Below are 26,356 nucleotides of genomic sequence, written 5' to 3' on the forward strand. Positions count from 1 at the left end.
TTTTCTCCCTTCCCAATCGGAGTGGGTATTCATTATTTTCCCCCTCTCCCTTTGGGAGAGGGCCGGGGTGAGGGTGAATAACGCCTCACCTCTCAGCCAACAACCTTACCGCCGTACTCTCATCCGTTACCAGGCCTGACATCCAGCGACCGGTCAATGCTGCTTTGATGGCGGCAAATTTTCGCGCTCCACCGGAAAAAGCGATGATCTTACGTGGGTTATCGCTTTGCAGCGGCACGCTGGTCAGCAGAGCATCCAGCTCGCTGTAAACGCGCTGGCCACCGTGGTCAAAGAAATGCCCCAGCATTTCACCGGCAACGCCCTGGCGGTGCAGCATGTTGACCTGCTCGTCGGTAATAAAACCCTCGGCGTTCAGCGGGCAGCCGATGTCCACCTCGCCAACACCGAGGAACGCGACATTGGCCGCCAGCGCCCGGTCTGTTACTCGCTGGTACACTTTATGCCGGCACCACATGTCTCTGTCTTCTTCGCTGTCGGCGTACAGAGGGGCGGGGATGAAATAATATTTGCCCTGCATTTTTTCCGCCATTTTTAGCGGCATGTCATAGCGCGTACCCGAGTCATCGCGCGCAATCGCCCCAATCATTGAGACGCAGTGGTGCTGCGGGCGTTCGATCCACGGCAGCACGTCGATGATTGAGCGCAGCGTTTTCCCGGAGCCGATGCCGAAAACCTGCGGCTGCTCGTCAGCGATAAACTGTGACATCACTTCGGCACCTTCCACCGCCAGCATCTGCTGGATAGCTTCGTCATCCAGCCCTTCCGAAGGCACCACGCGGCAGATTTCCAGGCCGAAACGCGCCTGGACTTGCTGCGCCAGCTTCAGGCAGCGGGCGACCGGATGGGCAATTTTCACCGTTACCATACCCTGCTCGCGTGCGGAAGAAACCAGCCGCTGAGCGACCTGACGGGAAATGCCCAGTTCGCGGGCAATATCCTGCTGCGTCATACCTGCCACGTAATACATCCAGGCAACGCGTGCGGCTTGCTCTTGTTTTTTCTCTTCTCTGCTCATGGCGACACCTTATGACTCTTTGAAACACATTCTACTCCGCGCGCGTTTCGTTGGTAATTGGGCAAAAGTCATTTTTATGGGCAAATGTTGTCTGTGTGAGTTTGATCTCAGAAAGACGGCACCTGCCGCAACTAGACTATAACAATCGGGCAAATGCCCATTAAAATGACAAATGCTTAATTCTGAGGTGAATCATGACGACGAAATCGGTATGGATGCATATTGGCGCAGGTTCTTTCCACCGTGCCCATCAGGCGTGGTATCTCAATCAGCTGCGCGAGCAGGGCGATGACGGCTGGAGTATTTCGCTGGGCAACATCCGCGATGATGCCGGCGAGTTGCTGAGTCAACTGGCGGCGCAGCACGGCGAATACGTGCTGGAAACTGTTACGCCGGAAGGTGTCCGAGCCTACGAAAAGATTGCCTCTATCCGAAAAGTGCTGCCGTGGGATAAAGAGATTACAGCCCTGGTTGAAGAGGGGGCCAGAGCGTCGACCCGCGTGATCGCCTTCACCGTCACCGAAGCCGGGTATTATCTCACGCCGCAGCACGAGCTGGACGTTCATCAGCCGGATGTCAAAGCCGATCTTGCCGGGGGCATGACCACGCTTTACGGCGCGCTCAGCCGCATTCTGCATCGGCGTATGAGCAACGGCGGTGAGCCGGTAACGCTGCTCAACTGCGATAACCTGCGCCACAACGGCGAACGCTTCCGCCACGGCTTTCTGTCGTTCCTGAAGGCGAAGGGTGACCACGCGCTGTTTGACTGGGTGAGCACCCACACCGTGTCGCCTAACACCATGGTTGACCGTATTACCCCTCGCCCTACGGCAGACATTGCTCCACGGGTGAAAGCGGCGACGGGGTTCGACGATAAGGTGCCGGTGATGGGGGAGTCTTTTATTCAGTGGGTTATCGAGGACGACTTTATCAACGGTCGCCCGCCGCTTGAGAACGTTGGCGTCGAAATGGTGAAATCAGTGCTGCCGTATGAAGAGGCAAAAATTCGCATTCTGAACGCCAGCCACAGCTGCATAGCCTGGGCGGGGACGCTGACCGGGCTGAACTACATTGATGAAAGTACCGTGCAGCAGCCGATTAGGCAGATGGCATGGGACTACGTCACGGAGGATGTTATTCCTTCACTGTCGCCAAGCCCGTTGGATCTGGCTGAGTATCGGGATGTGGTGCTGGCCCGCTTTAGTAATCCCTATATCAAAGACACCAACCAGCGCGTAGCGGCCGACGGCCTGTCCAAGATCCCTGGCTTTATTACCCCGACGCTGATGGAGTGCTATCAGCGAGGTGAGGAGCCTGCGGCCACGGCGGTTCTGCCCGCACTGTTCTTCCTCTTCCTGCAGCGCTGGGTGCAAGGTCAACTGCCTTATGAGTACCAGGATGGCGTCATGCAGGACGACGCGATTCGGGCCTTGTTCGCCGCTCCTGAGCCGCTCAAAGCCTTTGTCAGCGACGAAACTTTGTTTGCTGAACTCGCGCATTCCTCCGCTTTCCATGAGCTGATGGCGCGGACGGTCACTCGCCTTGAGGCGTGGATCAAGTCTCCTCAATCGCCTTTGGCAGCAGCTTAAGGAGGCGCTATGTATCTTGGTATCGATATCGGCACCTCTGAACTAAAGGCTTTGCTGATTGACGGGCAGGGTGAAATTTTAGGCTCTGCTCACGCGGCATTAACCGTTCAGCGCCCGCATCCGCACTGGGCGGAGCAGGATCCTGAGGCCTGGTGGCAGGCGACGCAGCAGGTGGTCTCTACGCTGCGCCAGCAAATACCTGATGCCTGGGCGAAAATTCGCGCTATTGGCTTGTCCGGGCAGATGCACGGCGCGGTGCTGCTGGACGACCAGGGAAAAGTGCTGCGTCCCTGCATTCTGTGGAACGACACGCGCAGCGCCGAACAATGCGCTCGGCTCACGGCAGAACACCCTGAATTTCTGACCATCAGCGGCAACCTGGTGATGCCCGGTTTTACCGCCCCGAAGCTACGCTGGGTGGCGGAGCACGAGCCGGAAATCTTTTCCCGCGTGGATAAGGTGCTGTTGCCGAAAGACTACCTGCGCTGGCGGCTGAGCGGCGCGTTCGTTTCTGACCCGTCGGACGCCGCCGGAACGCTGTGGCTGGACGTGGCAAAACGTGACTGGTCAGACAAACTGCTGGCGGCGACCGGACTAACCCGCAGCCAGATGCCGCGCCTGGTAGAGGGCAGCGAAGTCAGCGCCGTTTTACGTTCCGCCCTGGCGACCGAGTGGGGGCTTAGCTCCGGCGTCAACATCGCCGGTGGCGGTGGCGATAATGCTACCTCTGCAGTGGGCGTTGGCGCGGTGAACAGCGGCGATGCGTTTATTTCGCTCGGCACGTCTGGCGTTATCTTCGTGGTAAACGACGAGCTGCAAACCCGCCCTGAATCCGGCGTGCATGCTTTTTGCCACGCTCTACCTCAGCGCTGGCACCAGATGAGCGTAATGCTCAGCGCCGCCAGTTGCCTGCGCTGGGTGTGCAATCTGCTGTCGGTCACCGAAAGCCAGCTTATGGAGGAAATGGCAGATCTGAGCGACGAGCAGAAAAAGCATGCGCCAGTTTTCCTGCCTTATCTGTCTGGGGAGCGCACGCCGCATAACGATGCTCACGCCATGGGGAGTTTCTTCGCACTCAACCATGAAACCAGCCGTGCCTTACTGGGGTATTCGGTGATTGAGGGCGTGACTTTTGGCCTGGCGGACGGCATGGCGGTGCTGGAGACGTCCCGCAGCCAGATTACCCAATGCAGCCTGACCGGCGGAGGGGCGCGTAGCGCTATCTGGGCGCAGCTGATTGCCGACGTGCTGGATGTGCCGATTGTGACCCATCCGGCGAGTTCCTCCGGAGCGCTCGGTGCTGCTCGCCTTGGCTGGTTGGCCGACGGCGGCGTAGAAGAAGTTGTTTGCCGCAAGCCTCCTGTTCAACAGCGCTTCACGCCGCGTAAAAAACTGCAAAGTGTGCTGCAGCAGCGGTTGTCCGTGTTCCATCTGCTTTACCAACAACAAAAAGCCGCTCGTAAGCTGCTGCCCTGACGGCCCTTCCGGCGGCCTCTCTGCCGCCGGAAACCCCTGTACCCGTGAACGAGGAAGAGTGTGATGCAATCTAAACACTACTGGTTTGGTTTACCTAAACATCTGCTGTGGGGATTTGTCGCCATTGCTATTTTTATGAGCGGCGATGGTTTCGAGATGGCGTTTTTGTCTAAACACATTACCGACATGGGCTTTACGCCCGCGGAATCGGCGATGGTGTTTACTCTGTATGGCCTTGTGGCAGGTCTGGCGGCCTGGGCTTCCGGCGTAGTCGCTGAGCTTATCACCCCGCAAAAAGCAATGCTGATTGGTTTTGTGACCTGGGTCGTGATGCATGCATTGTTTATGACGCTTGGCCTCGGGATGCGTAACTACCCGCTGATGCTTCTGTTCTACGGCATTCGCGGCCTGGCTTATCCGCTGTTTATCTACTCCTTCATGCTGATGTTGGTGCAGGTGGTACCGCGTGAGAGGCTGGCGGCGGCAACGGGCTGGTTCTGGGCGATGTACTCTATCGGCATCGGCGTGGTAGGGAGCTATCTGCCCAGCCTGACTATCCCGGCATTTGGCGAAACGGGGACGCTGTGGATGGCTATTGCCTGGGTCACGGGCGGGGGGCTTATCGCCTTCTTCAGCCTGCGTAATGTGCCGGTTGACCGTTCGCGGGTTAATTTGCCGCTGAAAGAGAAAATGACGGAGATGTCGCGGGCCGTGACCATTCTGTTCAGCAACCGTGACGTGTTTTACGCCTGTCTTATCCGCATTATTAACACGCTGTCGCTGTTTGGCTTTGCGATAGTGATGCCGCTGTTGTTTGTTGACCGTCTCGGTTTTACGATTTCAGAATGGCTGCAAATCTGGGCGGTGTTCTTCTTCGTCACCATTTTCACCAATATCTTTTGGGGAATCATGGGGGAGTACATCGGCTGGATCCGCCAGGTTCGCTGGTTCGGCTGTTTAGGTATGGCGATCTCCAGCCTGACGTTTTATTACCTGCCGGTGTGGGTGGGGCATAACTTCTGGGTGGCGCTGATCCCGGCGGTCATGCTCGGCACTTTTGTCGCGGCGTTTGTGCCGATGACGGCGGTGTTTCCAACCCTGGAGCCGCATCATCGCGGGGCGGCCATTTCCATCTATAATCTGTCGGCGGGGATGAGCAACTTTGTGGCACCGGCTATTGCGTCACTGATCCTGCCGTTTTTTGACATTGTGGGCGTAGTTTGGGCGTACACCGGGCTGTATCTGTTCGCGGGCGTGCTGACGTTTATCATCAAAGTTCCGCAGCCGAAAAGGGTGAAGGATAAAGCTGACGCGGGGAAAATGAGCCCTGTAGAGCAGTAAAATGAAAAAGCCGGGGATAAACCCGGCTTTTTGCCGTTAGCGAATCACATCCGCCAGAGCTTCATCTAAATCAAACCAGCGGAAGCCAAAGCCGGATTCCTCAAGGCGTTTAGGCAGCGCCCGCTGCCCGCCGAGCACTAACACCGAAGATTCCCCCATCAGAAGACGAATGGCCGTGGCCGGGGCGCGAAGTATCGCCGGGCGCTTGAGGGCATGGCCGAGAGCATGGGAAAACTGTTCGTTACGAACCGGGTAAGGGGAAACCAGATTAAACGGCCCGCGCAGGTCGTTATCCAGCAGCCAGAGAATGCCGTTTACCATATCGTCGACGTGGATCCACGCCAGATACTGCCTGCCATTGCCGATGGGGCCACCGAGCCCCAGCCGGAACAGCGGCAGCATTTTGGCCAGAATTCCGCCTTTGGGGGCTAAAACAACGCCGGTACGTAACAGGCAAACTCGCGTCTTTTCACTTTGCGCACCACAGGCGATTTGCTCCCAGCGGGCGCAAAGCTTGTGGGTAAATTCGTTGTGGGGAGGTTCGTCTTCGGTAACGACCACTTCGCCAAGGTCGCCGTAATAGCCGGTGGCTGACCCGGAAATGAAGACTTTGGGCGGCTGCTGGCTGGCTTTAAACAGCTCGACCAGCCGCTCGGTGATTTGCCAGCGGCTCTGGCACAGGCGCTGCTTTTGCTCCTCGCTCCAGCGCTTATCGGCGATCGGCTCCCCGGCCAGGTTGATGACCGCGTCAAAGGCGTCGAGATTCTGTAAGCCGTCGAGCCCTTTGAGCAGTACGACGCGATTATTCAGCCGCTTGCGGGCCTTTTCCGGCTCACGTGTGACGACCGAAACAGTATGGCCCAGCTCGAGCAGGCGAGCTGTCAGGTGGCGGCCAATCAGCCCGCTGCCGCCGGTAATCAGGATCTCCATACTTTCCTCCCACCTGGACGCGCTTATCGCCGCCAGCTCAGGGTCATGGATACCGAGTCGGCGTAGCGGAGCGCGTGAAGTTTATCGATCTCTACTTCAGCATATGTCACCCACGGGTGGGCGCATGCGATGTTCAGCACATCCTGAGTTAATTTTTCCAGCAGGGAGAAGCGGTTATTCTCAACCAACTGGATGATGTCTTTGGTCACGGTGCGGTAGTTCAGCGCGTCGTTGATGTCTTCACTCTCCCTGGCTTTGCCCGCTGGGTAGTGGAGAGCGACGTTAATCACGACATCCTGCCGGTTGGCGATCTCTTCTTCTTTGATACCAATAAAAGTCCGCAGGCGCAGGTTTTTAATGCGAATAATGGCGTCTGGTTGCATGGATGACATTGCAGGTTCCTTATTAGTCTTTTCCCGCCACAGGATACACCAGCGCGGGAAAAAACCTGAACCGGGGATTATCCCTTATCTGCCCGCTGATAAGCCTTCACGGTGGCAGGCCGGGTGCGGATCCGCTCAAACCAGTTCCTTACCGCCGGGAAATTGGCGAGGTCAACGCGCTGGCGCTCATGGGACACCACCCAGGGATAAGTCGCGATGTCCGCAATGCTGTAATCGTGGCCGCCAAGCCACGGGGCTTTCTCCAGCTGTTTATTGAGTACGCCGTAAAGACGCTGGGTTTCAACCTGGTAGCGCTCGATAGCATAAGGGACGGGCTGCGGAGCAAAGTGGTTGAAATGGTGATTCTGGCCCAGCATCGGGCCGAAGCCGCCGACCTGCCAGAAAAGCCACTGCAGCGTGGCATGGCGGGCGCGCAGTTCTTTGCTGAGGAGTAACCCGGTTTTATCCGCCAGATAAAGCAAAATTTCGCCGGACTCAAAGAGACTTAAAGGCTCGCCGCCGTCGGCCGGTTTGTTATCCACGATGGCAGGAATTTTGTTATTCGGCGAGATAGCCAAAAAATCCGGGCGAAACTGTTCGCCTTTGCCGATATCGACCCGGTGGATTTTGTACTCCAGGCCGGCCTCTTCCAGAAACAGGGTAATTTTATGGCCGTTTGGGGTAGGCGCATAATAAAGTTCGATCATGGTCACTCCAGGGGTTAGTCCATTTTGGCAAATGTTTCGAGTATAGAAGTTATTGCTATTTCTGCACCGCAATGGTGCGTTTTAAGCGGATGACAAAACGCTTTTTTCGCTCTATGTTCAATAACCTGTCGCGCGAATAAGTGAGGATATGATGAGCCAGCCTGCCATTACGTTGTGGACCGATAGCCAGTGTTTCAGCCCCTATGTGCTTTCCGTTTTTGTTGCGCTGAAAGAGAAAGGACTCGCCTTTGCGCTGCAAACCATCGACCTCGCCAGTGGCCAGAATTTAAAGCCTGGCTGGAAGGGGTTTGATCTGACTCGCCGCGTGCCGGTGCTGGCGGTTGGCGATTTTGTGCTCAGCGAATCCTCCGCCATTGATGAATATCTGGAAGAGCGTTTTGCGCCGCCGACGTGGGAACGCATTTATCCTCATGACATTGAAAAACGCGCCCGGGCGCGGCAGGTGCAGGCGTGGCTGCGCAGCGACTTAATGCCCATTCGGGAAGAGCGCTCCACGGCCGTGGTCTTTGCCGGTGAGAAAAAACCGGCGCTAAGCCCGGCGGGCCAACAGGCTGCAGAGAAGTTAATCGCTACCGCAGAGCATTTGCTCCCGCAAGGGCAGCAGAATTTGTTTGGTGAATGGTCTATCGCCGACACCGACCTGGCGCTGATGCTCAACCGTCTGATCCTGAATGGGGATGAAGTGCCTGAGCGGCTGAAAGAGTATGCGAGCTTTCAGTGGCAGCGCGCGTCGGTGCAGCTTTGGCTGGCACAGTCGGCCAAAAACGCAGGCTGATAGCGGGCGGGGAATTCGTTATCATTGGCGGATTGTCATTACTGGAGCCAGGGATAAATGAAACTGATGTTTGCTTCGGACCTTCACGGTTCGCTACCCGCTACGAAAAAAGTCCTGGAACGTTTTGCACACAGCGGCGCGAAATGGCTGGTTATTCTGGGCGACTTACTGAATCACGGTCCTCGGAACGCGTTGCCCGAAGGCTATAATCCTTCGGCGGTGGCGCAGTGCCTGAATAGCGTTGCCGATAAGATTATCGCGGTGCGCGGAAACTGCGACAGCGAAGTGGACCAGATGCTGCTCCAGTTTCCGATTACCGCGCCCTGGCAGCAGGTTTTGCTGGCGGAGCAGCGGCTTTTTCTGACCCACGGGCATCTTTATCATCCTGGGCATTTGCCGCCGCTGTCCGCTGGCGATGTTCTGATTTTCGGCCATACGCATCTTCCGGTTGCAGAAAAGCACGAACAGATCTATTTGTTTAATCCAGGCTCTGTCAGCATACCGAAGGGCGGTTTTGAGGCCAGTTACGGGATGCTGGATGATGGTGTTCTGACCGTTCGCACGCTGGAGAGTGATGGGGTTATTGCACAGGTGCGTATTACCCCGTAACGTTGACAGGTTAATCCAATAACGCGCCGTAAGAGCGCCCCTGAATAAGGTTTCCCTGATGGTGGAACAGAGTCATTTTGTCGGCACGGAATGGGTAGATATTGTTAATGAGGACAATGAGGTCATCGCGCAGGCAAGCCGCGAGCAAATGCGTGCGCAGCGGCTGCGTCATCGCGCGACCTATATTGTTGTTCACGATGGCATGGGCAAAATTCTGGTGCAGCGTCGCACCGAAATTAAAGACTTCATGCCGGGCATGCTGGATGCTACCGCAGGCGGCGTAGTACAGGCGGATGAACAAATGCTCGAGTCAGCTCGCCGCGAGGCGGAAGAAGAGCTGGGTATTGCCGGCGTGCCGTTCGCGGAACACGGGCAGTTCTACTTCGAAGACGATAGCTGCCGCGTTTGGGGCGGGCTTTTTAGCTGCGTGTCCCACGGGCCTTTCGCGCTGCAGGAAGAAGAAGTCAGCGAAGTGAGCTGGATGTCCCCGGAAGAGATCACCGCGCGCTGTGACGAATTTACCCCTGATTCGCTGAAGGCGCTGGCGCTGTGGATGACCCGCAACGCCAAAAACGAGTCACAAAGCGAAGAAAGCGAGTAATTGTTGGCCCTCACCCCGATCCTTTTCCAGCAAGAAGGGGACCTGGGTGAGGGAAAATCAGCAGCTCTCCCGCATACACAGCGATGACGCGATAGTCGGGCTTCTGTCCCATTCTTCTTCGTTAATTCTTGCCAACAGCGCTCGCCCGGCTTCAATCCCAATCTTACGATGCGGTACCGCAATGGTGGTCAGCGCTGGCTGGCACACGCGGCTCACGTCGCTGTCGCCAAACCCGACGATGGCTAAGTCGTCAGGCACTTTGATGCGCCTGCGCTGGCATTCGTACAGCGCGCCGCAGGCCAGCTCATCCGACACGCAAACCAGCGCATCCAGCTCCGGCCAGGCCAGCAAAAACTCGGGTAGCTGTGCGGCCCCGGTGGAGAAATTCGGCGGCGCGGCAGCGTTGATCACCCTGTTGGGCGACATATGGTGGCGCAGCATCGCTTTGTACCAGCCTTGAAGGTGCTGCTGGAAAATCCACTGTTCCTGGTTCGCGCACAGTAGCCCGATATTCTGATAGCCTCGGTGGATGAGCATTTCCGTCAGTTCAAACATGGCGGCGACGTTATCAATGCCGATGTTCATGTCCAGCGGATCGGCGCGGGTGGCACCGATTTCGAGCACAGGAATGCTGGCGTGTTTCAGCCAGCCTCGCACCGTGTCGCTGTGTTCCACGCTCAGTAGGATCGCCGCGGCGATATTGGACGCCAGTAGGGTTTCCAGCAGCTTCTCTTCCTGCTCCAGCCGGTGCTGGGATTCTGCCAGGACTATCTGATACCCCGCAGGCTGCAGCACCTGCTGCAGGCCGGCAAACATTTCACTGCAGCCGGATTCTGCCAGGCTTGGGACCACCATTGCAATGGTGTACGAGGAGGCGGAGGCCAGCGCGCTTGCCGCAAGGTTGGGCATATAACCCAGCTCGGAAACCGCCGCTTCGATTTTTTCGCGTAATTTGTCGGAAACCTGCTCCGGGGTTCTTAGCGCTCGCGAAACGGTCATAGTACCGACTCCGGCGAGCTGAGCCACATCTGCAAGCGTCACCTTACCGGTACTTCGCCGCTTTCGGGTTATGGACATTGTGATTCCTGATTCTCGACCTGAAAAACGCCAGGCTGACGTTGGCCCCTGAAAACGAAGGGGAAATATCGCTCAAGTATACGCCTGAAATCGTGCGCCTAAATGCGATTTAACACAATGATTGCAATTTGATAGCGCTATCACAAAATCGAGTGATAGTTATTGGTAGCGCTATCTTTGTGATATCAATCACAGTTAAACCCAGGGCCGTTGAATAAAGTTTGCCCATCATCAATGTCGATTTCGAGAGGTTATCGTGCTCAACCAATGGCTGCATCCGCAGACTATTCAGCTTCAGGACGAGGTCGCAAACTGGCAGCAGGCGCTGGAGATTAGCGCCCGGCCGCTGCTGGACGCGGGGATTATTGCGCCCCATTACCTGACGGCCATTATGCAGCAGCACCAAAAGCTTGGGCCGTACTATGTGCTGGCACCGGGCCTGGCGATGCCGCATGCGCGTCCGGAAGAGGGCGCGACCGGGCTTGGCCTGTCGCTGCTGAAGCTGAAGCGGGGCGTGAGCTTTCATTCTGAGGGGAACGACCCGGTGGACGTCATTATTATGCTGGCGGCCCCGGACAGCCATAGCCATATTGAAATGATTTCTGCGCTCGCTGAGCTATTTTCCAGCGACGAGGACATGGCGTTACTGCATCAGGCCAATAACCTGGAGGAAATACAAAAAATCATTAATCGATTCTAATTTTTTAATTTAACACCATAGGTTTTTACGTTGCATTGAAAAATGCGATGCGCTCTTACTCTACTAAAAATATAAGGTACACAAAATGAAGATAATGGCAATCTGCGGTTCCGGCCTCGGCAGTAGTTTTATGGTCGAGATGAATATTAAAAAGGTGCTTAAAAAACTCAATATTGAGGCAGAGGTTGAACACTCGGATTTATCTTCCGCCACGCCGGACGCGGCGGATGTGTTTGTGATGGCGAAAGATATTGCCGCCAGCGCGCGCCTGCCGGATAGCCAACTGGTGGTGATCAACAACATCATCGATATCAATGAGCTGGAAAATAAGCTGAGCGCTTATTTCGCCGGTCGTTAATCATAATAATAAGCGGAGGCGGATATGTTTATCCTTGGCACGCTGAATTTTATTGTTGATATTCTGAAGGTCCCGGCCATTCTCGTCGGGCTGATAGCCTTAATTGGTCTGGTAGCGCAAAAGAAGTCATTTTCTGATGTGGTGAAAGGCTCAATTAAAACCGTATTAGGTTTTATTGTTTTGGGCGGCGGTGCCACCGTATTAGTGGGGTCTTTGAATCCACTGGGCGGTATGTTTGAGCACGCCTTTAATATCCAGGGTATTATTCCGAATAATGAAGCGATTGTTTCTATCGCACTGGAGAAATACGGGGCATCCACGGCGCTGATCATGGCCTTCGGGATGGTGGCGAACATCATTGTGGCTCGCTTTACCCGCCTGAAGTACATCTTCCTGACCGGGCACCACACATTCTACATGGCGTGCATGATAAGCGTCATCCTGACCGTGGCGGGCTTTGAAGGCGTGGCGCTGGTGTTCACCGGGTCGCTGATCCTCGGGCTGATAATGGCGTTCTTCCCGGCCATTGCGCAGCGCTATATGCGCCGCATCACCGGCACCGATGATATCGGCTTTGGCCACTTCGGTACGCTGGGTTACGTCCTGTCCGGCTGGATCGGCAGCAAGTGCGGGAAAGGTTCGCGCTCAACGGAAGAGATGAACCTGCCGAAGAACCTCAGCTTCCTGCGTGACAGTTCAATCTCCATCTCCCTGACCATGATTGTCATCTACATGATCCTCGCGATTTGTGCAGGCCAGGCTTATGTAGAAGAGAAACTCAGCGGCGGCCAGAACTTCCTGGTTTACTCCATTATTCAGGCGATTACCTTTGCGGCCGGGGTGTTCATCATCCTGCAGGGCGTGCGCTTGATTCTGGCGGAAATCGTCCCGGCGTTTACCGGTTTCTCTGAGAAGCTGGTACCTAATGCACGTCCGGCGCTGGACTGCCCGGTGGTTTACCCTTATGCGCCGAATGCCGTGCTGGTGGGCTTTCTGTTCAGCTTCCTCGGCGGGCTGGTGGGCTTGTTCCTTTTAGGGCAGATGAAGCTGGTGCTGATTTTGCCGGGCGTGGTGCCTCACTTCTTTACCGGGGCGACAGCGGGCGTGTTTGGTAACGCTACCGGCGGCCGTCGCGGCGCGATGGTGGGGGCTTTTGCCAACGGGCTGCTGATCACCTTCCTGCCGGTCTTGCTGCTGCCTGTTCTGGGCGCGCTGGGCTTCGCCAACACAACCTTCTCCGACGCCGATTTTGGCGTGGTGGGGATTATCCTCGGCAACCTTGCACGCTTCCTGTCACCTGCGGCGATTACCGCAGTAGTGGTCGCCGTGTTTGCGGTACTGGTCGGGTTCAACTATCTGGGCAAAGGAAAAGGCACTCCTGCCGTACATACTGAAGACAAGACGGGGGCTAAATAATGAATGAACTGGCTGACGTCACGCGGTTTGCGCGCGACATCCGGGTAGAGACGCTGAAAGCGCTCACCCAACTGGGGTTTGGCCATTACGGCGGCAGCATGTCGGTGGTCGAGACGCTGGCGGTGCTGTACGGCGACGTGATGAATATCGATCCGGGCGACCCTGACTGGGCTGAACGCGACTACTTTGTGCTGTCGAAGGGGCATGCTGGCCCGGCGCTGTACAGCACGCTGGCGCTGAAAGGGTATTTTCCTGTGGAGCAGTTGGCCACGCTAAACCATAACGGTACCAGCCTGCCCAGCCACCCCGATCGGCTGAAAACGCGCGGTGTGGATGCGACCACAGGTTCGTTAGGGCAAGGGATTTCGATTGCTGCCGGCATGGCGCTTTCCCATAAACTGGCGCAGCGTCGCAACCGGGTCTTCAGCATTGTCGGCGACGGCGAGTTGAACGAGGGGCAGTGCTGGGAGGCTTTCCAGTTTATTGCTCATCACCGTCTTAACAATCTGACGGTGTTTGTGGACTGGAACAAACAGCAGCTGGACGGCGAGCTGGACGAAATCATCTGTGCTTTCGATCTGGCAGAGAAGTTTAGCGCCTTCGGGTTTGACGTGGTGCAGGTGAAAGGCGATGACATTCCCGGTTTGCTGGCGGCGGTGAAACCCGTTCGCAGCGGCGAACAGCGCCCTTTGCTGGTGATCCTCGACAGCATTAAAGGGCAGGGGGTGCCGTACCTTGAGCAACTGGGGAACTCCCACCATCTCCGCCTGACGGAGCAGTCAAAACAGGCGCTGGAGCAGGCCATCGCGCAACTGGAGGCGGCACATGATTAAGGTAAGTCAGAGCGGCGGCCAGGACGCCGTTGAAATGCGTAAAGTCTACGCCGGGTTTGTTCAGCAGCAGATTGGCGAAGACAGCGGGATTATCGCGCTGGAAGCTGACCTGATGAGTTCGATGGCGATGGATGGCGTGCAGCGAGATAACCCGCAGCATGTGATTAACTGCGGCATCATGGAAGCCAACGTGATTGGCGTTGCGGCCGGGCTGTCGCTGACCGGCCGCAAACCGTTCGTCCACACCTTTACCGCCTTCGCCAGCCGCCGCTGCTTTGACCAGCTGTTTATGTCGCTGGATTACCAGCGGAATAACGTCAAGGTCATTGCTTCCGACGCCGGGGTAACGGCCTGCCATAACGGTGGAACCCATATGTCGTTTGAAGATATGGGCATTGTTCGCGGGCTGGCGTATTCTGTTGTGCTGGAAGTGACTGATGCGGTGATGTTTAAAGACATTCTGCGTCAGTTGATCGAGCTGGAAGGCTTCTACTGGGTGCGGACTATTCGCAAGCAGGCGGCGACGGTTTATGAGGCAGGTTCAACCTTCACCATCGGCAAAGGTAATGTGCTGCGTGAGGGAACGGATATCACGCTAATTGCCAACGGAATTATGGTTGCGGAAGCGCTGAAAGCGGCTCAGCAGCTGGAGCAGGAAGGGGTTAGCGCGGCGGTCATCGATATGTTTACCCTCAAGCCTATCGACCGCATGCTGGTGAAGAACTACGCCGAAAAAACCGGCCGAATTGTGACCTGTGAAAACCACAGTATTCACAACGGGCTGGGCTCAGCGGTGGCGGAAGTGCTGGTGGAAACCTGCCCGGTGCCGATGCGCAGAGTGGGCGTGAAGGAGCGTTACGGCCAGGTCGGGACTCAGGACTTCCTGCAGCAGGAGTATGGCCTGACGGCGGCAGATATCGTGCAGGCGGCGAAAGAGCTGCTGTAGCGGTTAAAGGTGACAGAAAAAGAAAAGGCAGCCAGATGGCTGCCTTTTTTGCGTCTCAGTGATCTTACGCTTGCTGAGCGGACTGAATCGCGGTCAGCGCGATGGTGTAGACGATATCGTCCACCAGCGCGCCACGGGACAGATCGTTAACCGGCTTGCGCATACCCTGCAGCATTGGCCCGATGGAGATCAGGTCTGCAGAACGCTGTACCGCTTTGTAGGTGGTGTTCCCGGTGTTCAGGTCAGGGAAGATGAACACGGTCGCACGGCCCGCAACAGGAGAGTTTGGTGCCTTAGACTTAGCCACGTCAGCCATAACCGCAGCGTCGTACTGCAGTGGACCGTCGATGACCAGATCAGGGCGTTTTTCCTGAGCGATACGGGTGGCTTCACGCACTTTCTCAACGTCGCTACCCGCGCCGGAGTTACCGGTGGAGTAGGAGAGCATTGCGACGCGTGGGTCGATACCGAAGGCGGCTGCGGAGTCAGCGGACTGAATCGCGATTTCTGCCAGCTGTTCTGCGGTTGGATCCGGGTTGATCGCGCAGTCGCCGTAAACGTAAACCTGTTCAGGCAGCAGCATGAAGAACACGGAAGAGACCAGAGAACTGCCCGGTGCGGTTTTGATCAGCTGCAGCGGTGGACGGATGGTGTTGGCGGTGGTGTGAACCGCGCCGGAAACCAGGCCGTCAACTTCGTCCTGCTCGAGCATCAGGGTGCCCAGCACAACGTTGTCTTCCAGCTGTTCGCGGGCAACGGCTTCGGTCATGCCTTTGCTCTTACGCAGCTCAACCAGGCGGGCAACGTAGCTTTCGCGAACCACTTCTGGATCAACGATTTCGATGCCTGCACCCAGCTCAACGCCCTGCGCCGCAGCAACACGGGTGATTTCATCCGGGTTACCCAACAGAACACAGGTAGCGATACCGCGCTCAGCACAGATGGCTGCCGCTTTAACGGTACGCGGTTCGTCGCCTTCCGGCAGCACGACGCGTTTACCGGCTTTGCGAGCCAGTTCGGTCAGCTGGTAACGGAAAGCTGGAGGAGACAGACGACGGCTGCGCTCGGAGGTCGCGGTCAGGGATTCGATCCAGTTAGCATCGATGTGGCTGGCCACATATTCCTGCACTTTTTCGATACGCTGATGGTCGTCGGTTGGGACTTCCAGGTTGAAGCTCTGCAGGCTCAGAGAGGTCTGCCAGGTGTTGGTTTCAACCATGAACAGCGGCAGGCCGGTAGCAAAAGCACGTTCGCACAGCTTGCTGATGCGTGGGTCCATTTCGTAACCACCGGTCAGCAGGATAGCGCCGATTTCCACGCCATTCATGGCGGCCAGGCAGGCAGCAACCAGCACGTCCGGGCGATCTGCGGAGGTAACCAGCAGAGAGCCAGGGCGGAAGTGTTCCAGCATGTGCGGAATGCTGCGCGCACAGAAGGTAACGGACTTCACGCGGCGGGTGTTGATGTCGCCTTGGTTAACGATGGTTGCGTTCAGGTGGCGAGCCATGTCGATTGCGCGGGTGGCAATCAGCTCGAAGCTCCACGGCACGCAGCCCAGAACCGGCAGTGGGCTGTCGGCAAACAGCAGCTTAGGATCGATGTTAGCGATGCTTGCTTTGCTGGAGTCGTCGAAAATTTCAGACAGGTCGGGACGGGTGCGGCCTTGCTCATCAACCGGGGCGTTCAGCTTGTTGATGATGACGCCGGTGATGTTGGTGTTCTTGCTGCCGCCGAAGCTGCTGCGGGTCAGTTCGATACGCTCTTTCAACTGCTCCGGAGAATCATTGCCCAGAGACATCACGAAGACGATTTCTGCGTTCAGGGTTTTGGCGATTTCATAGTTCAGCGCCTGCGCAAACTGGTGTTTGCGGGTTGGGACCAGGCCTTCAACCAGTACAACTTCAGCATCTTTGCTGCTGTTGTGGTAGTTGGCGATGATCTCTTCCATCAGCACGTCCTGCTGGTTGCTGGACAGCAGAGACTCAACGTGGCTCATGTGCAGCGGCTCAGCGGCCGGGATGGTGGAGTTAGCACGGATGATGCTGGTGGTCTGGTCCGGCGTATCGCCACCGGTACGCGGCTGGGCGATAGGTTTGAACACGCTCAGGCGAACGCCTTTTTGTTCCATAGCACGGATAACGCCAAGGCTTACGCTGGTAAGGCCGACGCTGGTTCCGGTAGGGATCAGCATAATAGTACGGGACACGGTATAACCTCTTTCGTTTTCGCGAGCAGATATGCTCACTCGACTCAGAAAACAACACCGCCAGCTAAGGCTGGCGGTGAGGGAATCAGGCGGTCAGGCGGGATGCATCCTGAGCGATGACCAGCTCTTCGTTGGTGGTGATAACCACCGCAGGGCGGGTGCCTTCCTTGTTGATGAAGCCAGACTTGCCGAAACGTGCAGCCAGGTTGCGCTCGTGATCAACATCGAAGCCCAGTACGCCCAGTTTGCCCAGGGACAGTTCGCGCACCATCGCGGCGTTTTCACCGATACCGCCGGTGAAGACAACGGCGTCCAGACGACCGTCCATCAGCGCGGTGTAGGAACCGATGTATTTCGCCAGACGGTGGCAGTAAACGTCCATTGCGCGTTTAGCGTCTTCTTTAGTTGCGTAGTTGTCTTCAACGTAGCGGCAGTCGCTGGTCACTTCGGTCAGACCCAGCAGGCCAGACTCTTTGGTCAGCATTTTGTTGATGTCTTCTACGCTCATGCCCAGGGCATCGTGCAGGTGGAAGATGATAGCCGGGTCGATGTCGCCGGAGCGGGTACCCATCACCAGACCTTCCAGCGGGGTCAGACCCATGGAGGTATCAACGCATTTGCCGTTACGGATTGCAGAAACGGAACCGCCGTTGCCCAGGTGGCAGGTGATGATGTTCAGTTCATCAACCGGCTTGTTCAGCATTTTTGCGGCTTCCTGAGTCACGTAGAAGTGGCTGGTGCCGTGTGCGCCGTAGCGACGAACGCCGTGCTCTTTGTACAGTTTGTACGGCAGAGCGTAGAGGAAAGATTCTTCCGGCATGGTCTGATGGAACGCGGTGTCGAACACGGCAACGTTTTTATCAGCCAGGTTAGGGAAGGATTTCAGGGCTTCAGCGATACCGATCAGGTGAGCCGGGTTATGCAGCGGTGCAAAAGAGGCTGAATCTTTGATACCCTGAATCACGGAATCATCGATAACTACGGAACTGGTGTATTTTTCACCGCCGTGTACGATACGGTGACCAATTGCGGTCAGCTGAGCGGACAATTCTGGTTTTTCTGCCAGAATTTTATTAACGATGAAGTTAAGAGCTTCGCTGTGAGCGGCACCTGCACCCAGAGCCGCTTCTTGTTTAGCGCCGTCCAGCTTCCACTTGATACGGGCTTCAGGAAGGTGGAAACACTCTGCTAAACCAGAAAGGTACTCTTCACCGTTTACAGCATCGATAATTGCGAATTTCAGGGATGAGCTACCGCAGTTCAGAACCAGTACTAGCTTACTCGACATGGAAGTACCTATTTTTGATACGTGGCTAAAAAAACGTCAGTGAGTCTATCAGCGTAGCGCATGATGACGCGGACATTTATGATTAACGTCATGCCGGAAGCGTTTTTCGGCATGGCGAATAAAATTACTCAGAGTTTACGCCATATTCCTGAAGCTGCAGGTCACGGCGATGTAAAAGAATGTTTGACAGCTTGTGGTTTCCCAACTATGGCCATCAAAGGCCGGCACAGGGTAGCAGATAGCGGCTCGGAAAGACAAAATTTTTTGAACGATGTCATTTAGAGTTGTTGAGTTACAGTATTATTTTATTTTTTATACGTAGAGTTGAGGTATGAGCCATGTCGACACCCCAGAATAGCCATGTAAGCTGGTTTAGCCTGTTCGGACGTGGGCAACACTACTCGAAGACCTGGCCGCTGGATAAGCGTCTGGCGCCGGTATTTATCGAAAACCGCGTGATACGCGCCACCCGCTATGCCATCCGCTTTATGCCGCCGCTGGCGGTATTTACCCTGACGTGGCAAATCGCGTTGGGTGGCCAGCTTGGCCCGGCGGTGGCGACGGCACTCTTTGCCTGTAGCCTGCCGATGCAGGGGCTGTGGTGGCTGGGTAAGCGCTCGGTCACGCCATTACCGCCGTCGACGTTACAGTGGTTTTATGACGTTCGCATGAAGCTTCAGGAAGCCGGGCAGGCGCTGGCACCGGTGGAAGGTAAGCCAGACTATCAGGCGCTGGCGGACGTGCTGAAGCGCGCGTTTAAGCAGTTGGATAAAACTTTCCTGGATGATTTGTAATTACCCTACGGTTGCGCATATAAAGGAAGGCACACTTTCTTACAGGTTATCCTCGTCGTAACCTGCATTTTTCCATGTACCAAAGGAGCCAGGAAATGGAAATGACCCACGCGCAACGTCTGATTTTATCTAACCAGTATAAGATGATGACGATGATGGACCCGGATAACGCCGAACGCTATCGTCGTCTGCAGACCATCATCGAACGCGGCTATGGCCTGCAAATGCGCGAGCTGGATCGCGAGTTTGGCGAGCTAAAAGAAGAAACATGCCGCATCGTTATCGACATCATGGAAATGTATCACGCGATGCATGTCTCCTGGACAAACCTGAAAGACGGCAAAGAAATCGATGAACGCCGCGTCACCTTTATGGGCTTTGATGCCGCCACCGAAGCCCGCTTCCTCGGCTATGTTCGCTTTATGGTGAATATTGAAGGCCGCTATACCCATTTTGATGCCGGCACCCACGGTTTCAACGCCCAAACCCCAATGTGGGACAAATACCAACGAATGCTGAAAGTGTGGCACGCCTGCCCACGTCAGTATCACTTAAGCGCCAACGAGATTGCGCAGATCATTAACGCCTGAGGAGAGACGCGGAGTGAAGTGTAAAGGTTTCTTGTTTGATTTGGATGGTACGCTGGTTGACTCCCTTCCCGCCGTTGAACGCGCGTGGGTAAACTGGGCAAAGCGTTTTAATATTTCCCCGGAAGAAGTATTAGGCTTCATCCACGGCAAGCAGGCGATTACTTCACTGCGCCACTTTATGGCCGGTGCTTCTGAGGAAGAGATTCAGCAAGAGTTCCTGCGTCTGGAGAAGCTTGAGTCTGAAGATACCGACGGCATTGTCGCGCTGCCGGGAGCTGCGGAGCTGCTGGCTCATCTTAACGAAGCGGGTATTCCGTGGGCCATAGTCACCTCAGGTTCCGTGCCGGTGGCATCCGCTCGTCGCCTGGCCGGTGGGCTGCCAGAGCCGGACGTGTTTGTGACGGCGGAACGCGTCGCACGCGGTAAGCCTGAGCCGGATGCCTATTTGCTGGGAGCGCAGCTGCTTGGCCTGGAGCCGGAAGAGTGCGTGGTCGTTGAAGACGCGCCAGCAGGCGTGCTTTCAGGGCTGGCTGCCGGTTGCCACGTGATAGCCGTTAATGCCCCGGCGGATACACCCCGGCTTGAGCACGTGGATTACGTTCTGACGTCCCTCACCGAACTGCTCGTCCAGAAATCCCCGGACGGAGTCGTCGAAGTGTTAAGAAAACACTAATCCCATGATTTAACCCCGCATTTGCGGGGTTTTTTTATGGCATTCTCGTCTACATTCAATTCACCAATATTCAGCCATTCAGGGACTCGTTTTGAATTCGGAACTCATTTGGGTGTTGTCGTTACTGGCGGTTGCCGTTCTGCTGTTCGCCACAGGAAAAATGCGTATGGACGCGGTGGCGTTATTGGTGATTGTCGCTTTTGTGCTCAGCGGAACATTAAGCCTCAGCGAAGCATTTTCCGGCTTTAGCGATCCCAACGTGATTCTGATTGCCGCGCTGTTCATTATTGGCGACGGGCTGGTGCGCACCGGTGTAGCCACCAAGATGGGAAGCTGGCTGGTGGACGTGGCGGGCAGCAGCGAAACCAAAATGCTGGTCCTGCTGATGGTGACGGTGGCCGGGTTGGGGGCATTTATGAGCTCCACCGGCGTGGTGGCGATTTTTATTCCGGTGGTGCTCAGCGTTTCTATGCGCATGAAAATCTCACCTTCCCGGCTGATGATGCCGCTCAGTTTTGCCGGGCTGATAAGCGGCATGATGACGCTGGTTGCGACGCCGCCTAACCTGGTGATCAACAGCGAACTGCTTCGTGAAGGGCTGGAGGGGTTCCAGTTCTTTAGCGTGACGCCGATTGGCCTGGCGGTGCTGGTGCTGGGCATCCTTTATATGCTGGTGGCGCGTTTTGCGCTCAAAGGCCTGGGCGAAGAGGCAGGCAAAGAGAGCTGGAAGCGCCGTTCATTTCGCGATCTGATAAAAGAATATCGCCTGACCGGGCGGGCTCGCCGGTTGGCTATTCGCCCTGGCTCACCGATGGTTGGCCATCGTCTGGACGATTTAAAGCTGCGTGAACGCTACGGCGCGAACGTGATTGGTCTGGAGCGCTGGCGCCGCTTTCGGCGCGTTATTGTCAACGTGACCGGCGGTACGGAATTCCGCGCCCGCGATGTACTGCTGATTGACATGTCGGCCTCAGAGGTTGATTTGCGAGAGTTTTGCGGGGAGCAAATGCTGGAGCCAATGATCCTGCGGGGAGAGTATTTTTCCGATCAGGCGCTGGATGTGGGGATGGCAGAAGTTTCTCTGCTGCCAGAGTCAGGGCTTACCGGGCAGACTTTGCGAGAAATGGCTTTCCGAACCCGCTACGGCCTTAACGTTGTTGGCCTGCGGCGGGCGGGTGAAGCCATGGCAGGATTGCTGGTGGATGAACCTATCCAGTTGGGCGACATTATGCTGGTGGTTGGTGACTGGAAGCTGATCAACCAGCTTTCACAGCAGAATCGTGATTTCCTGGTGCTGAGTCTGCCTGTGGAAGAGCAGGATGCCTCCCCGGCCCACAGCCAGGCACCTCATGCGATTTTCTGCCTGGCGCTGATGGTGGCGCTGATGCTGACCGACGAAATACCCAATCCAATCGCCGCGATTATCGCCTGTTTGTTGATGGGCAAATTCCGCTGTATTGATATGGAAAGTGCCTATAAGGCGATTCACTGGCCGAGCATTATTCTGATTGTCGGGATGATGCCTTTCGCTTTAGCGCTGCAGAAAACCGGCGGGGTGGATCTGATCGTTCATGGGCTGATGGAGTTTGGTGGTGGCTACGGCCCATATATCATGCTGGTGTGCCTGTTTGTGATGTGTGCGGCTATCGGGTTATTTATTTCTAATACCGCCACGGCAGTATTGATGGCGCCTATTGCGTTGGCTGCGGCTAAATCAATGGGGGTGTCGCCGTATCCGTTTGCGATGATTGTGGCGATGGCGGCTTCTGCGGCGTTTATGACGCCAGTCTCTTCGCCAGTGAACACGCTGGTGCTGGGGCCAGGAAACTATAAGTTCAGCGACTTCGTGAAGCTCGGCGTGCCGTTTACCGTCATTGTGATGATCGTGAGCGTGGTGATGGTACCGATGTTATTCCCGTTCTGATATTTATCCTCATCCCGGCCTCCTCCCTGTAAGGGAGAAGGGGAAAACATTATCCTGATTTCGCTTCGGCAGATGGACGTGTTTAAAGCGGCGAATCCTGGCTGATTTCATCCAGCGAAAGCTGGAAGCTTGGCACAAATACCCGCATAAAATAATCCATTTCCGGGCTGTGGCGGTCGGCCAGCGTTTTTTCCAGGCGACTTTTCGCCAGCAGAAACTCGTTGTTCCCGGCCGACAGCTCCTCCAGGCATTTCAGATAAGCGCATAGCGCATCGGCCTGCTTCACCAGCGCTTTCTCTTCTTCACTGTAGCTGTGCTCATCAATCAACGGCGCCCAGATATCACGAAGCTCTTCCGGCACCATTTCGATCAGCTTCTGCTGCGCAATCTTTTCAATGGCTTTGTATTCGTGTGCGATTTGCGAGTTGAAGTATTTTACCGGCGTGGGGAGATCCCCGGTCAGCACCTCGCTGGCGTCGTGATACATCGCCAGCAGCGCAATACGTTCGGCATTTACGTTGCCGTTAAACTTGCGATTTTTGATAGCGGCAAGGGCGTGGGCAACCATGGCGACCTGCAGGCTGTGTTCAGACACGTTCTCGGTGCGGACATTCCGCATTAGTGGCCAGCGGCTAATCAGTTTCAGGCGGGAGAGGTGGGCAAAGAAATGGCTCTGACTCATGACGTTCTCGCGGTAACAACTTGGTGACGTCATTGTGAGGGGAGAAAGGGGGCATTGCAAATGCCCCCGAACGGCTTACTGATGGTAGTGTCCGAGGAAACGTCCCAGCTTAGCTATCGACATTTCCAGATCATCAATGCGCGGCAGAGTGACAATACGCACGTGATCCGGCCACGGCCAGTTAAATGCCGAACCCTGAACCAGCAGAACCTTTTCCTGCAGCAGGAAGTCCAGCACCATTTTCTGGTCGTCATGAATATTGAAGCGTTTTGCGTCAATTTTCGGGAACATGTACAGCGCCCCACGAGGCTTAACACAGGAGACGCCGGGGATCTCGTTGATCAATTCCCAGGCACGGTTACGCTGTTCGTACAGGCGGCCACCAGGCACGATAAACTCGCTAATGCTTTGGTATCCTCCCAGCGCTGTCTGGATAGCATGCTGGGCAGGGACGTTGGCGCACAGGCGCATAGAGGCTAACATCTCCAGACCTTCAATATAGCCTTTAGCGTGTTTCTTCGGCCCGTTGAGCACCATCCAACCCTGACGGAAACCGGCCACGCGATAGGTTTTTGACAGGCCGTTGAAGGTAATGGTTAACAGATCCGGTGCCAGGGCTGCGATCGAGTGATGCTCGGCATCGTCATAAAGGATTTTGTCGTAAATCTCATCGGCAAAGATGATCAGATTGTGCTGGCGTGCAATCTCGACAATCTCTAACAGCAACTCTTTGGAGTAAACGGCGCCGGTAGGGTTGTTTGGGTTAATAATCACAATGCCGCGCGTGCGTGGGGTGATTTTAGCGCGGATATCGTCGAGGTCCGGGAACCAGTCAGAACTCTCATCACACAGATAATGCACGGCTTTGCCGCTGGACAAAGAAACGGCAGCTGTCCAAAGCGGGTAGTCCGGCGCGGGAACCAGCATTTCGTCACCGCTGTTTAGCAGCGCCTGCATCGACTGGACGATCAGTTCGGAAACGCCGTTCCCGATATAAATATCTTCCGTAGTGACATCCCGCATCCCACGAGCCTGATAATGCTGCATGATGGCTTTACGGGCAGAGAAAAGCCCTTTGGAGTCGCAATATCCCTGGGCGGTTGGAAGATTACGGATCACATCAACAAGGATTTCATCCGGCGCTTCGAAACCGAACGGCGCGGGGTTGCCGATGTTGAGCTTAAGCACTTTGTTGCCTTCTTCTTCAAGGCGTTTTGCCTCTTTGAGTACCGGGCCACGGATGTCATAACAGACATTATCAAGTTTGCTGGATTTTTCGATGGGGGACATGAAGCTTCGACCTTTGTTGTTAATTTCGCGTCCTGCCGTGGAAGCGCACCGCCACAATGTACTCCTGCTTAAGCGAGATTTGAAGGATGGGGCTTGAAGAAATGCAATTTATCTTTACAGCACAATGTATAAGCACGGAACGCGATTTAAAAATACTGATGGTTAAAAAAACCATGAATTTTAGTTATTGTGGTTTTATTGGCTAATTATATCGCCGTGATGCAATGGTATTCACTGCTTCTTGATCACTGCGGAGGGAGAGGTGCTGCCGACGTAAATGCGTTGTCGCTAAACATAAGTAAAAATTAATATTCATGCCTGAAACATTAAGGGATTAATGAAAAGGTAGTTAAAGAGATGTATATCAAAAGATTGGTCAATGTAATAGATAAATACCTCGGCAATAATTAAGTGTCTTTTATTATAGTGTGTGGCTGACTTCAAAAAACGTTGTAAATAATCAACAGAGTGGAAACCACAAAAAGAGAATAAGATCAGATAATTCGCAATAAGTGTTATAAAACATCATGTTTTACTGTAAGATACACTACGAAAAATGGTAGGTTTTGGATGCCAGTAGCTGTGCCAACGACATGGCTTTGCCGGAAAATTAAAATATTTCCATTATTATTCAGCTGGTTGTGTGTTTTGGCCGGTTTAAGCCTGCCGCTGCACTCCAGCCCGTTAAATAATCATATAAAAGCTTATTAAAAGTCGTTTTTTGAAGCTGACTTACCTTTCTAACGCAGTTTTAAAATAGTCGACTGGTACGATGAGTTAGTGGTTTTTTTCTTATCCTGACCTGCTTAATATCCCGTTTGGGTGTGTTTTAGATTATTGGGACATGCCGGGGAATACAAAAATAACAAACAGAACCGTCGCTAACGTATGCGGCCAAGACTACCGGAGACATTCGGTAAAAGGAATTGCTTTATCTCTTTGATAAATCATAGCAATACAACCAGGGCAGACTCGAAAGAGCAACCTATTAGTGAATAAATTATGATTAACGCAAATCGTCCGATACTGAACCTCGACCTCGATCTGCTGAGGACATTCGTTGCGGTCGCCGATCTCAATACCTTTGCGGCAGCGGCGGCGGCAGTGTGCCGTACTCAATCCGCTGTAAGCCAACAGATGCAGCGCCTCGAGCAATTAGTTGGAAAAGAGCTTTTTGCCCGACATGGCCGCAATAAACTGCTCACCGAGCACGGCATTCAACTGCTGGGCTATGCGCGTAAAATCCTACGCTTTAATGATGAAGCGTGCTCTTCGCTGATGTTTAACAACCTGCAAGGGTCGCTTACCCTTGGCGCCTCCGATGAAACGGCGGACACCATCCTGCCGTTCCTGTTAAACCGCATCAGTTCGGTTTACCCCAAGCTTGCGCTGGATGTCAGGGTCAAACGCAACCCCTTTATGATCGAAATGCTTAATCAGCATGAGGTCGATTTGGTGGTGACGACATCAAACCCTTCTAACTTTGATGCCATTGTCCTGCGAACCTCGCCTACGCTGTGGTACTGCGCCGCTGATTATGTTTTTCAAAGTGGGGAAGCGCTGCCGCTGGTGATGCTGGACGATCCAAGCCCGTACCGCGATATGATGCTGGAACATCTTGATGCCAGCCAGACGCCATGGCGTATTTCTTATGTCGCCTCTACGCTTGCCGCGGTCAGGGCCGCCGTAAAAGCGGGATTAGGCGTAACGGCCAGGCCGGTTGAAATGATGAGTCCGGAACTTCGTGTGCTGGGGGCGTCAGAAGGACTGCCTATTTTACCTGAAACCCAATATCTGCTGTGTAAAAACCCCGAAAGTGGTAATGAGCTGGCGCAAGCGATCTTCAGTGCGCTGGCGACGCCGGAAAACCCATACCGTTATAACACCGTGGGAAGTGAAGGGGACGACACGCTGCTGGTTGAAGGGGATTTTGAGTAGCTGCAGGTCGACTAGTTAGTAACAAAATATTAAAGATACAAAATGGGTCGTTGGTGGTTTTTTTTACGCCAACGGCCCATTTTTTATACCTGATTTTCATTAAATCACATGGGTGCTCATCTTTTCTAACAAATTCAATATATTGGTTGCATGTTTATTTTCGCTCGTTTTAT

Annotated in this window: 26 protein-coding genes; 17 read left to right on the forward strand and 9 right to left on the reverse strand. The window is 54.9% G+C overall.

Translation table 11 applies throughout. From position 1 onward, the window contains the following. Positions 1 to 85: 85 nt before the first annotated feature. A complete protein-coding gene (locus F3J26_RS01795) occupies positions 86 to 1,036 on the reverse strand; it encodes a sugar-binding domain-containing protein (protein WP_166990889.1) in 951 nt (316 codons plus the stop codon). A 194-nt stretch (positions 1,037 to 1,230) separates the two neighbouring features. Here F3J26_RS01795 and dalD point away from each other — a divergent pair, with 194 nt between their 5' ends. The 3 genes from dalD (at position 1,231) to F3J26_RS01810 (ending at position 5,442) form a co-directional block, all read left to right on the forward strand. Beyond that, positions 1,231 to 2,625 (forward strand): D-arabinitol 4-dehydrogenase, encoded by a 1,395-nt coding sequence (dalD, locus tag F3J26_RS01800; RefSeq protein WP_166990892.1) that lies wholly within the window; start codon positions 1,231 to 1,233, stop codon positions 2,623 to 2,625. Between the two features lie 9 nt (positions 2,626 to 2,634). Next, the gene (xylB, locus tag F3J26_RS01805) at positions 2,635 to 4,101 is read left to right on the forward strand and encodes a xylulokinase (RefSeq protein WP_166990895.1); all 1,467 of its coding nucleotides are present in this window, start codon (positions 2,635 to 2,637) and stop codon (positions 4,099 to 4,101) included. A gap of 63 nt (positions 4,102 to 4,164) precedes the next feature. Next, positions 4,165 to 5,442, forward strand: a complete 1,278-nt coding sequence (locus tag F3J26_RS01810; RefSeq protein ID WP_166990898.1) for an MFS transporter — start codon at positions 4,165 to 4,167, stop codon at positions 5,440 to 5,442. A gap of 36 nt (positions 5,443 to 5,478) precedes the next feature. Here the strand turns inward: F3J26_RS01810 and F3J26_RS01815 are convergent, their stop codons facing one another. The 3 genes from F3J26_RS01815 to yfcG form a co-directional block, all read right to left on the reverse strand. Beyond that, entirely contained in the window at positions 5,479 to 6,372 is an 894-nt protein-coding gene (locus tag F3J26_RS01815; RefSeq protein WP_166990901.1) for a TIGR01777 family oxidoreductase, read from the reverse strand. Between the two features lie 23 nt (positions 6,373 to 6,395). Further along, positions 6,396 to 6,755, reverse strand: a complete 360-nt coding sequence (gene folX / locus F3J26_RS01820) for a dihydroneopterin triphosphate 2'-epimerase (RefSeq protein WP_192810979.1) — start codon at positions 6,753 to 6,755, stop codon at positions 6,396 to 6,398. A 77-nt stretch (positions 6,756 to 6,832) separates the two neighbouring features. Continuing rightward, positions 6,833 to 7,462, reverse strand: a complete 630-nt coding sequence (gene yfcG, locus F3J26_RS01825; RefSeq protein ID WP_166990904.1) for a GSH-dependent disulfide bond oxidoreductase — start codon at positions 7,460 to 7,462, stop codon at positions 6,833 to 6,835. 151 nt (positions 7,463 to 7,613) lie between these two features. On the opposite strand from yfcG, the gene yfcF reads away from it, so the two are divergent. From yfcF to yfcD, 3 genes are read left to right on the forward strand one after another with little or no spacing between them, the layout of a single operon-like run. Beyond that, positions 7,614 to 8,258 carry a glutathione transferase gene (gene yfcF / locus F3J26_RS01830; protein ID WP_166992878.1) on the forward strand — a complete coding sequence of 215 codons (645 nt, stop codon included), beginning with the start codon at positions 7,614 to 7,616 and terminating at the stop codon, positions 8,256 to 8,258. A gap of 57 nt (positions 8,259 to 8,315) precedes the next feature. After that, on the forward strand, positions 8,316 to 8,867 hold the full coding sequence (yfcE, locus tag F3J26_RS01835; RefSeq protein WP_166990907.1) for a phosphodiesterase: 552 nt from the start codon (positions 8,316 to 8,318) through the stop codon (positions 8,865 to 8,867). A 58-nt stretch (positions 8,868 to 8,925) separates the two neighbouring features. Next, positions 8,926 to 9,468, forward strand: coding sequence for an NUDIX hydrolase YfcD (gene yfcD, locus F3J26_RS01840; protein WP_039305105.1), 543 nt, complete (start codon positions 8,926 to 8,928; stop codon positions 9,466 to 9,468). Positions 9,469 to 9,525: 57 nt separating this feature from the next. Here the strand turns inward: yfcD and F3J26_RS01845 are convergent, their stop codons facing one another. Continuing rightward, positions 9,526 to 10,545: a LacI family DNA-binding transcriptional regulator gene (locus F3J26_RS01845; protein ID WP_008459749.1), complete on the reverse strand. Its 1,020-nt coding sequence runs from the start codon at positions 10,543 to 10,545 to the stop codon at positions 9,526 to 9,528. A 256-nt stretch (positions 10,546 to 10,801) separates the two neighbouring features. On the opposite strand from F3J26_RS01845, the gene F3J26_RS01850 reads away from it, so the two are divergent. The 5 genes from F3J26_RS01850 (at position 10,802) to F3J26_RS01870 (ending at position 14,798) form a co-directional block, all read left to right on the forward strand. Beyond that, the gene (locus tag F3J26_RS01850; RefSeq protein WP_008459750.1) at positions 10,802 to 11,245 is read left to right on the forward strand and encodes a PTS sugar transporter subunit IIA; all 444 of its coding nucleotides are present in this window, start codon (positions 10,802 to 10,804) and stop codon (positions 11,243 to 11,245) included. 85 nt (positions 11,246 to 11,330) lie between these two features. After that, entirely contained in the window at positions 11,331 to 11,603 is a 273-nt protein-coding gene (locus tag F3J26_RS01855; RefSeq protein WP_008459751.1) for a PTS sugar transporter subunit IIB, read from the forward strand. Positions 11,604 to 11,627: 24 nt separating this feature from the next. Then, positions 11,628 to 13,019, forward strand: a complete 1,392-nt coding sequence (locus tag F3J26_RS01860) for a PTS ascorbate transporter subunit IIC (RefSeq protein WP_008459752.1) — start codon at positions 11,628 to 11,630, stop codon at positions 13,017 to 13,019. Continuing rightward, positions 13,019 to 13,852, forward strand: a complete 834-nt coding sequence (locus tag F3J26_RS01865) for a transketolase (protein ID WP_166990910.1) — start codon at positions 13,019 to 13,021, stop codon at positions 13,850 to 13,852. The genes F3J26_RS01860 and F3J26_RS01865 overlap by 1 nt, the downstream gene beginning before the upstream one ends. Further along, entirely contained in the window at positions 13,845 to 14,798 is a 954-nt protein-coding gene (locus tag F3J26_RS01870; protein WP_166990913.1) for a transketolase family protein, read from the forward strand. Before F3J26_RS01865 ends, F3J26_RS01870 begins: the two co-directional genes overlap by 8 nt. Positions 14,799 to 14,862: 64 nt before the next feature. On the opposite strand, the gene pta is transcribed toward F3J26_RS01870, so the two are convergent. Together pta and ackA are read right to left on the reverse strand one after the other, a co-directional pair. Further along, the gene (pta, locus tag F3J26_RS01875; protein WP_166872182.1) at positions 14,863 to 17,004 is read right to left on the reverse strand and encodes a phosphate acetyltransferase; all 2,142 of its coding nucleotides are present in this window, start codon (positions 17,002 to 17,004) and stop codon (positions 14,863 to 14,865) included. An 85-nt stretch (positions 17,005 to 17,089) separates the two neighbouring features. Next, positions 17,090 to 18,292: an acetate kinase gene (gene ackA, locus F3J26_RS01880; protein WP_008459758.1), complete on the reverse strand. Its 1,203-nt coding sequence runs from the start codon at positions 18,290 to 18,292 to the stop codon at positions 17,090 to 17,092. A gap of 78 nt (positions 18,293 to 18,370) precedes the next feature. Here ackA and F3J26_RS01885 point away from each other — a divergent pair, with 78 nt between their 5' ends. The 5 genes from F3J26_RS01885 (at position 18,371) to F3J26_RS01905 (ending at position 22,273) form a co-directional block, all read left to right on the forward strand. Next, positions 18,371 to 18,574, forward strand: coding sequence for a hypothetical protein (locus F3J26_RS01885; RefSeq protein ID WP_166990916.1), 204 nt, complete (start codon positions 18,371 to 18,373; stop codon positions 18,572 to 18,574). A gap of 56 nt (positions 18,575 to 18,630) precedes the next feature. Continuing rightward, positions 18,631 to 19,086 (forward strand): terminus macrodomain insulation protein YfbV, encoded by a 456-nt coding sequence (gene yfbV, locus F3J26_RS01890; RefSeq protein WP_008459760.1) that lies wholly within the window; start codon positions 18,631 to 18,633, stop codon positions 19,084 to 19,086. Positions 19,087 to 19,181: 95 nt separating this feature from the next. Continuing rightward, the gene (locus F3J26_RS01895; protein ID WP_166990919.1) at positions 19,182 to 19,676 is read left to right on the forward strand and encodes a YfbU family protein; all 495 of its coding nucleotides are present in this window, start codon (positions 19,182 to 19,184) and stop codon (positions 19,674 to 19,676) included. After that, complete coding sequence (locus F3J26_RS01900; protein ID WP_205246337.1) at positions 19,654 to 20,349, forward strand: sugar phosphatase; 696 nt, start codon at positions 19,654 to 19,656, stop codon at positions 20,347 to 20,349. The genes F3J26_RS01895 and F3J26_RS01900 overlap by 23 nt, the downstream gene beginning before the upstream one ends. A 91-nt stretch (positions 20,350 to 20,440) precedes the next feature. Then, positions 20,441 to 22,273: an SLC13 family permease gene (locus tag F3J26_RS01905; RefSeq protein WP_166990922.1), complete on the forward strand. Its 1,833-nt coding sequence runs from the start codon at positions 20,441 to 20,443 to the stop codon at positions 22,271 to 22,273. A gap of 82 nt (positions 22,274 to 22,355) precedes the next feature. Here F3J26_RS01905 and yfbR read toward each other — a convergent pair whose 3' ends face one another. Both yfbR and alaA read right to left on the reverse strand, forming a co-directional pair. After that, positions 22,356 to 22,955 carry a 5'-deoxynucleotidase gene (gene yfbR / locus F3J26_RS01910; protein ID WP_166990925.1) on the reverse strand — a complete coding sequence of 200 codons (600 nt, stop codon included), beginning with the start codon at positions 22,953 to 22,955 and terminating at the stop codon, positions 22,356 to 22,358. A gap of 75 nt (positions 22,956 to 23,030) precedes the next feature. After that, the gene (gene alaA, locus F3J26_RS01915; protein ID WP_166990928.1) at positions 23,031 to 24,245 is read right to left on the reverse strand and encodes an alanine transaminase AlaA; all 1,215 of its coding nucleotides are present in this window, start codon (positions 24,243 to 24,245) and stop codon (positions 23,031 to 23,033) included. 1,002 nt (positions 24,246 to 25,247) lie between these two features. Here alaA and lrhA point away from each other — a divergent pair. After that, positions 25,248 to 26,183 (forward strand): transcriptional regulator LrhA, encoded by a 936-nt coding sequence (gene lrhA, locus F3J26_RS01920; RefSeq protein ID WP_008459771.1) that lies wholly within the window; start codon positions 25,248 to 25,250, stop codon positions 26,181 to 26,183. Positions 26,184 to 26,356: the final 173 nt, after the last annotated feature.

This window comes from Enterobacter sp. Ap-867, from assembly GCF_011752855.1.
Taxonomy (GTDB): Bacteria; Pseudomonadota; Gammaproteobacteria; order Enterobacterales; family Enterobacteriaceae; genus Cedecea.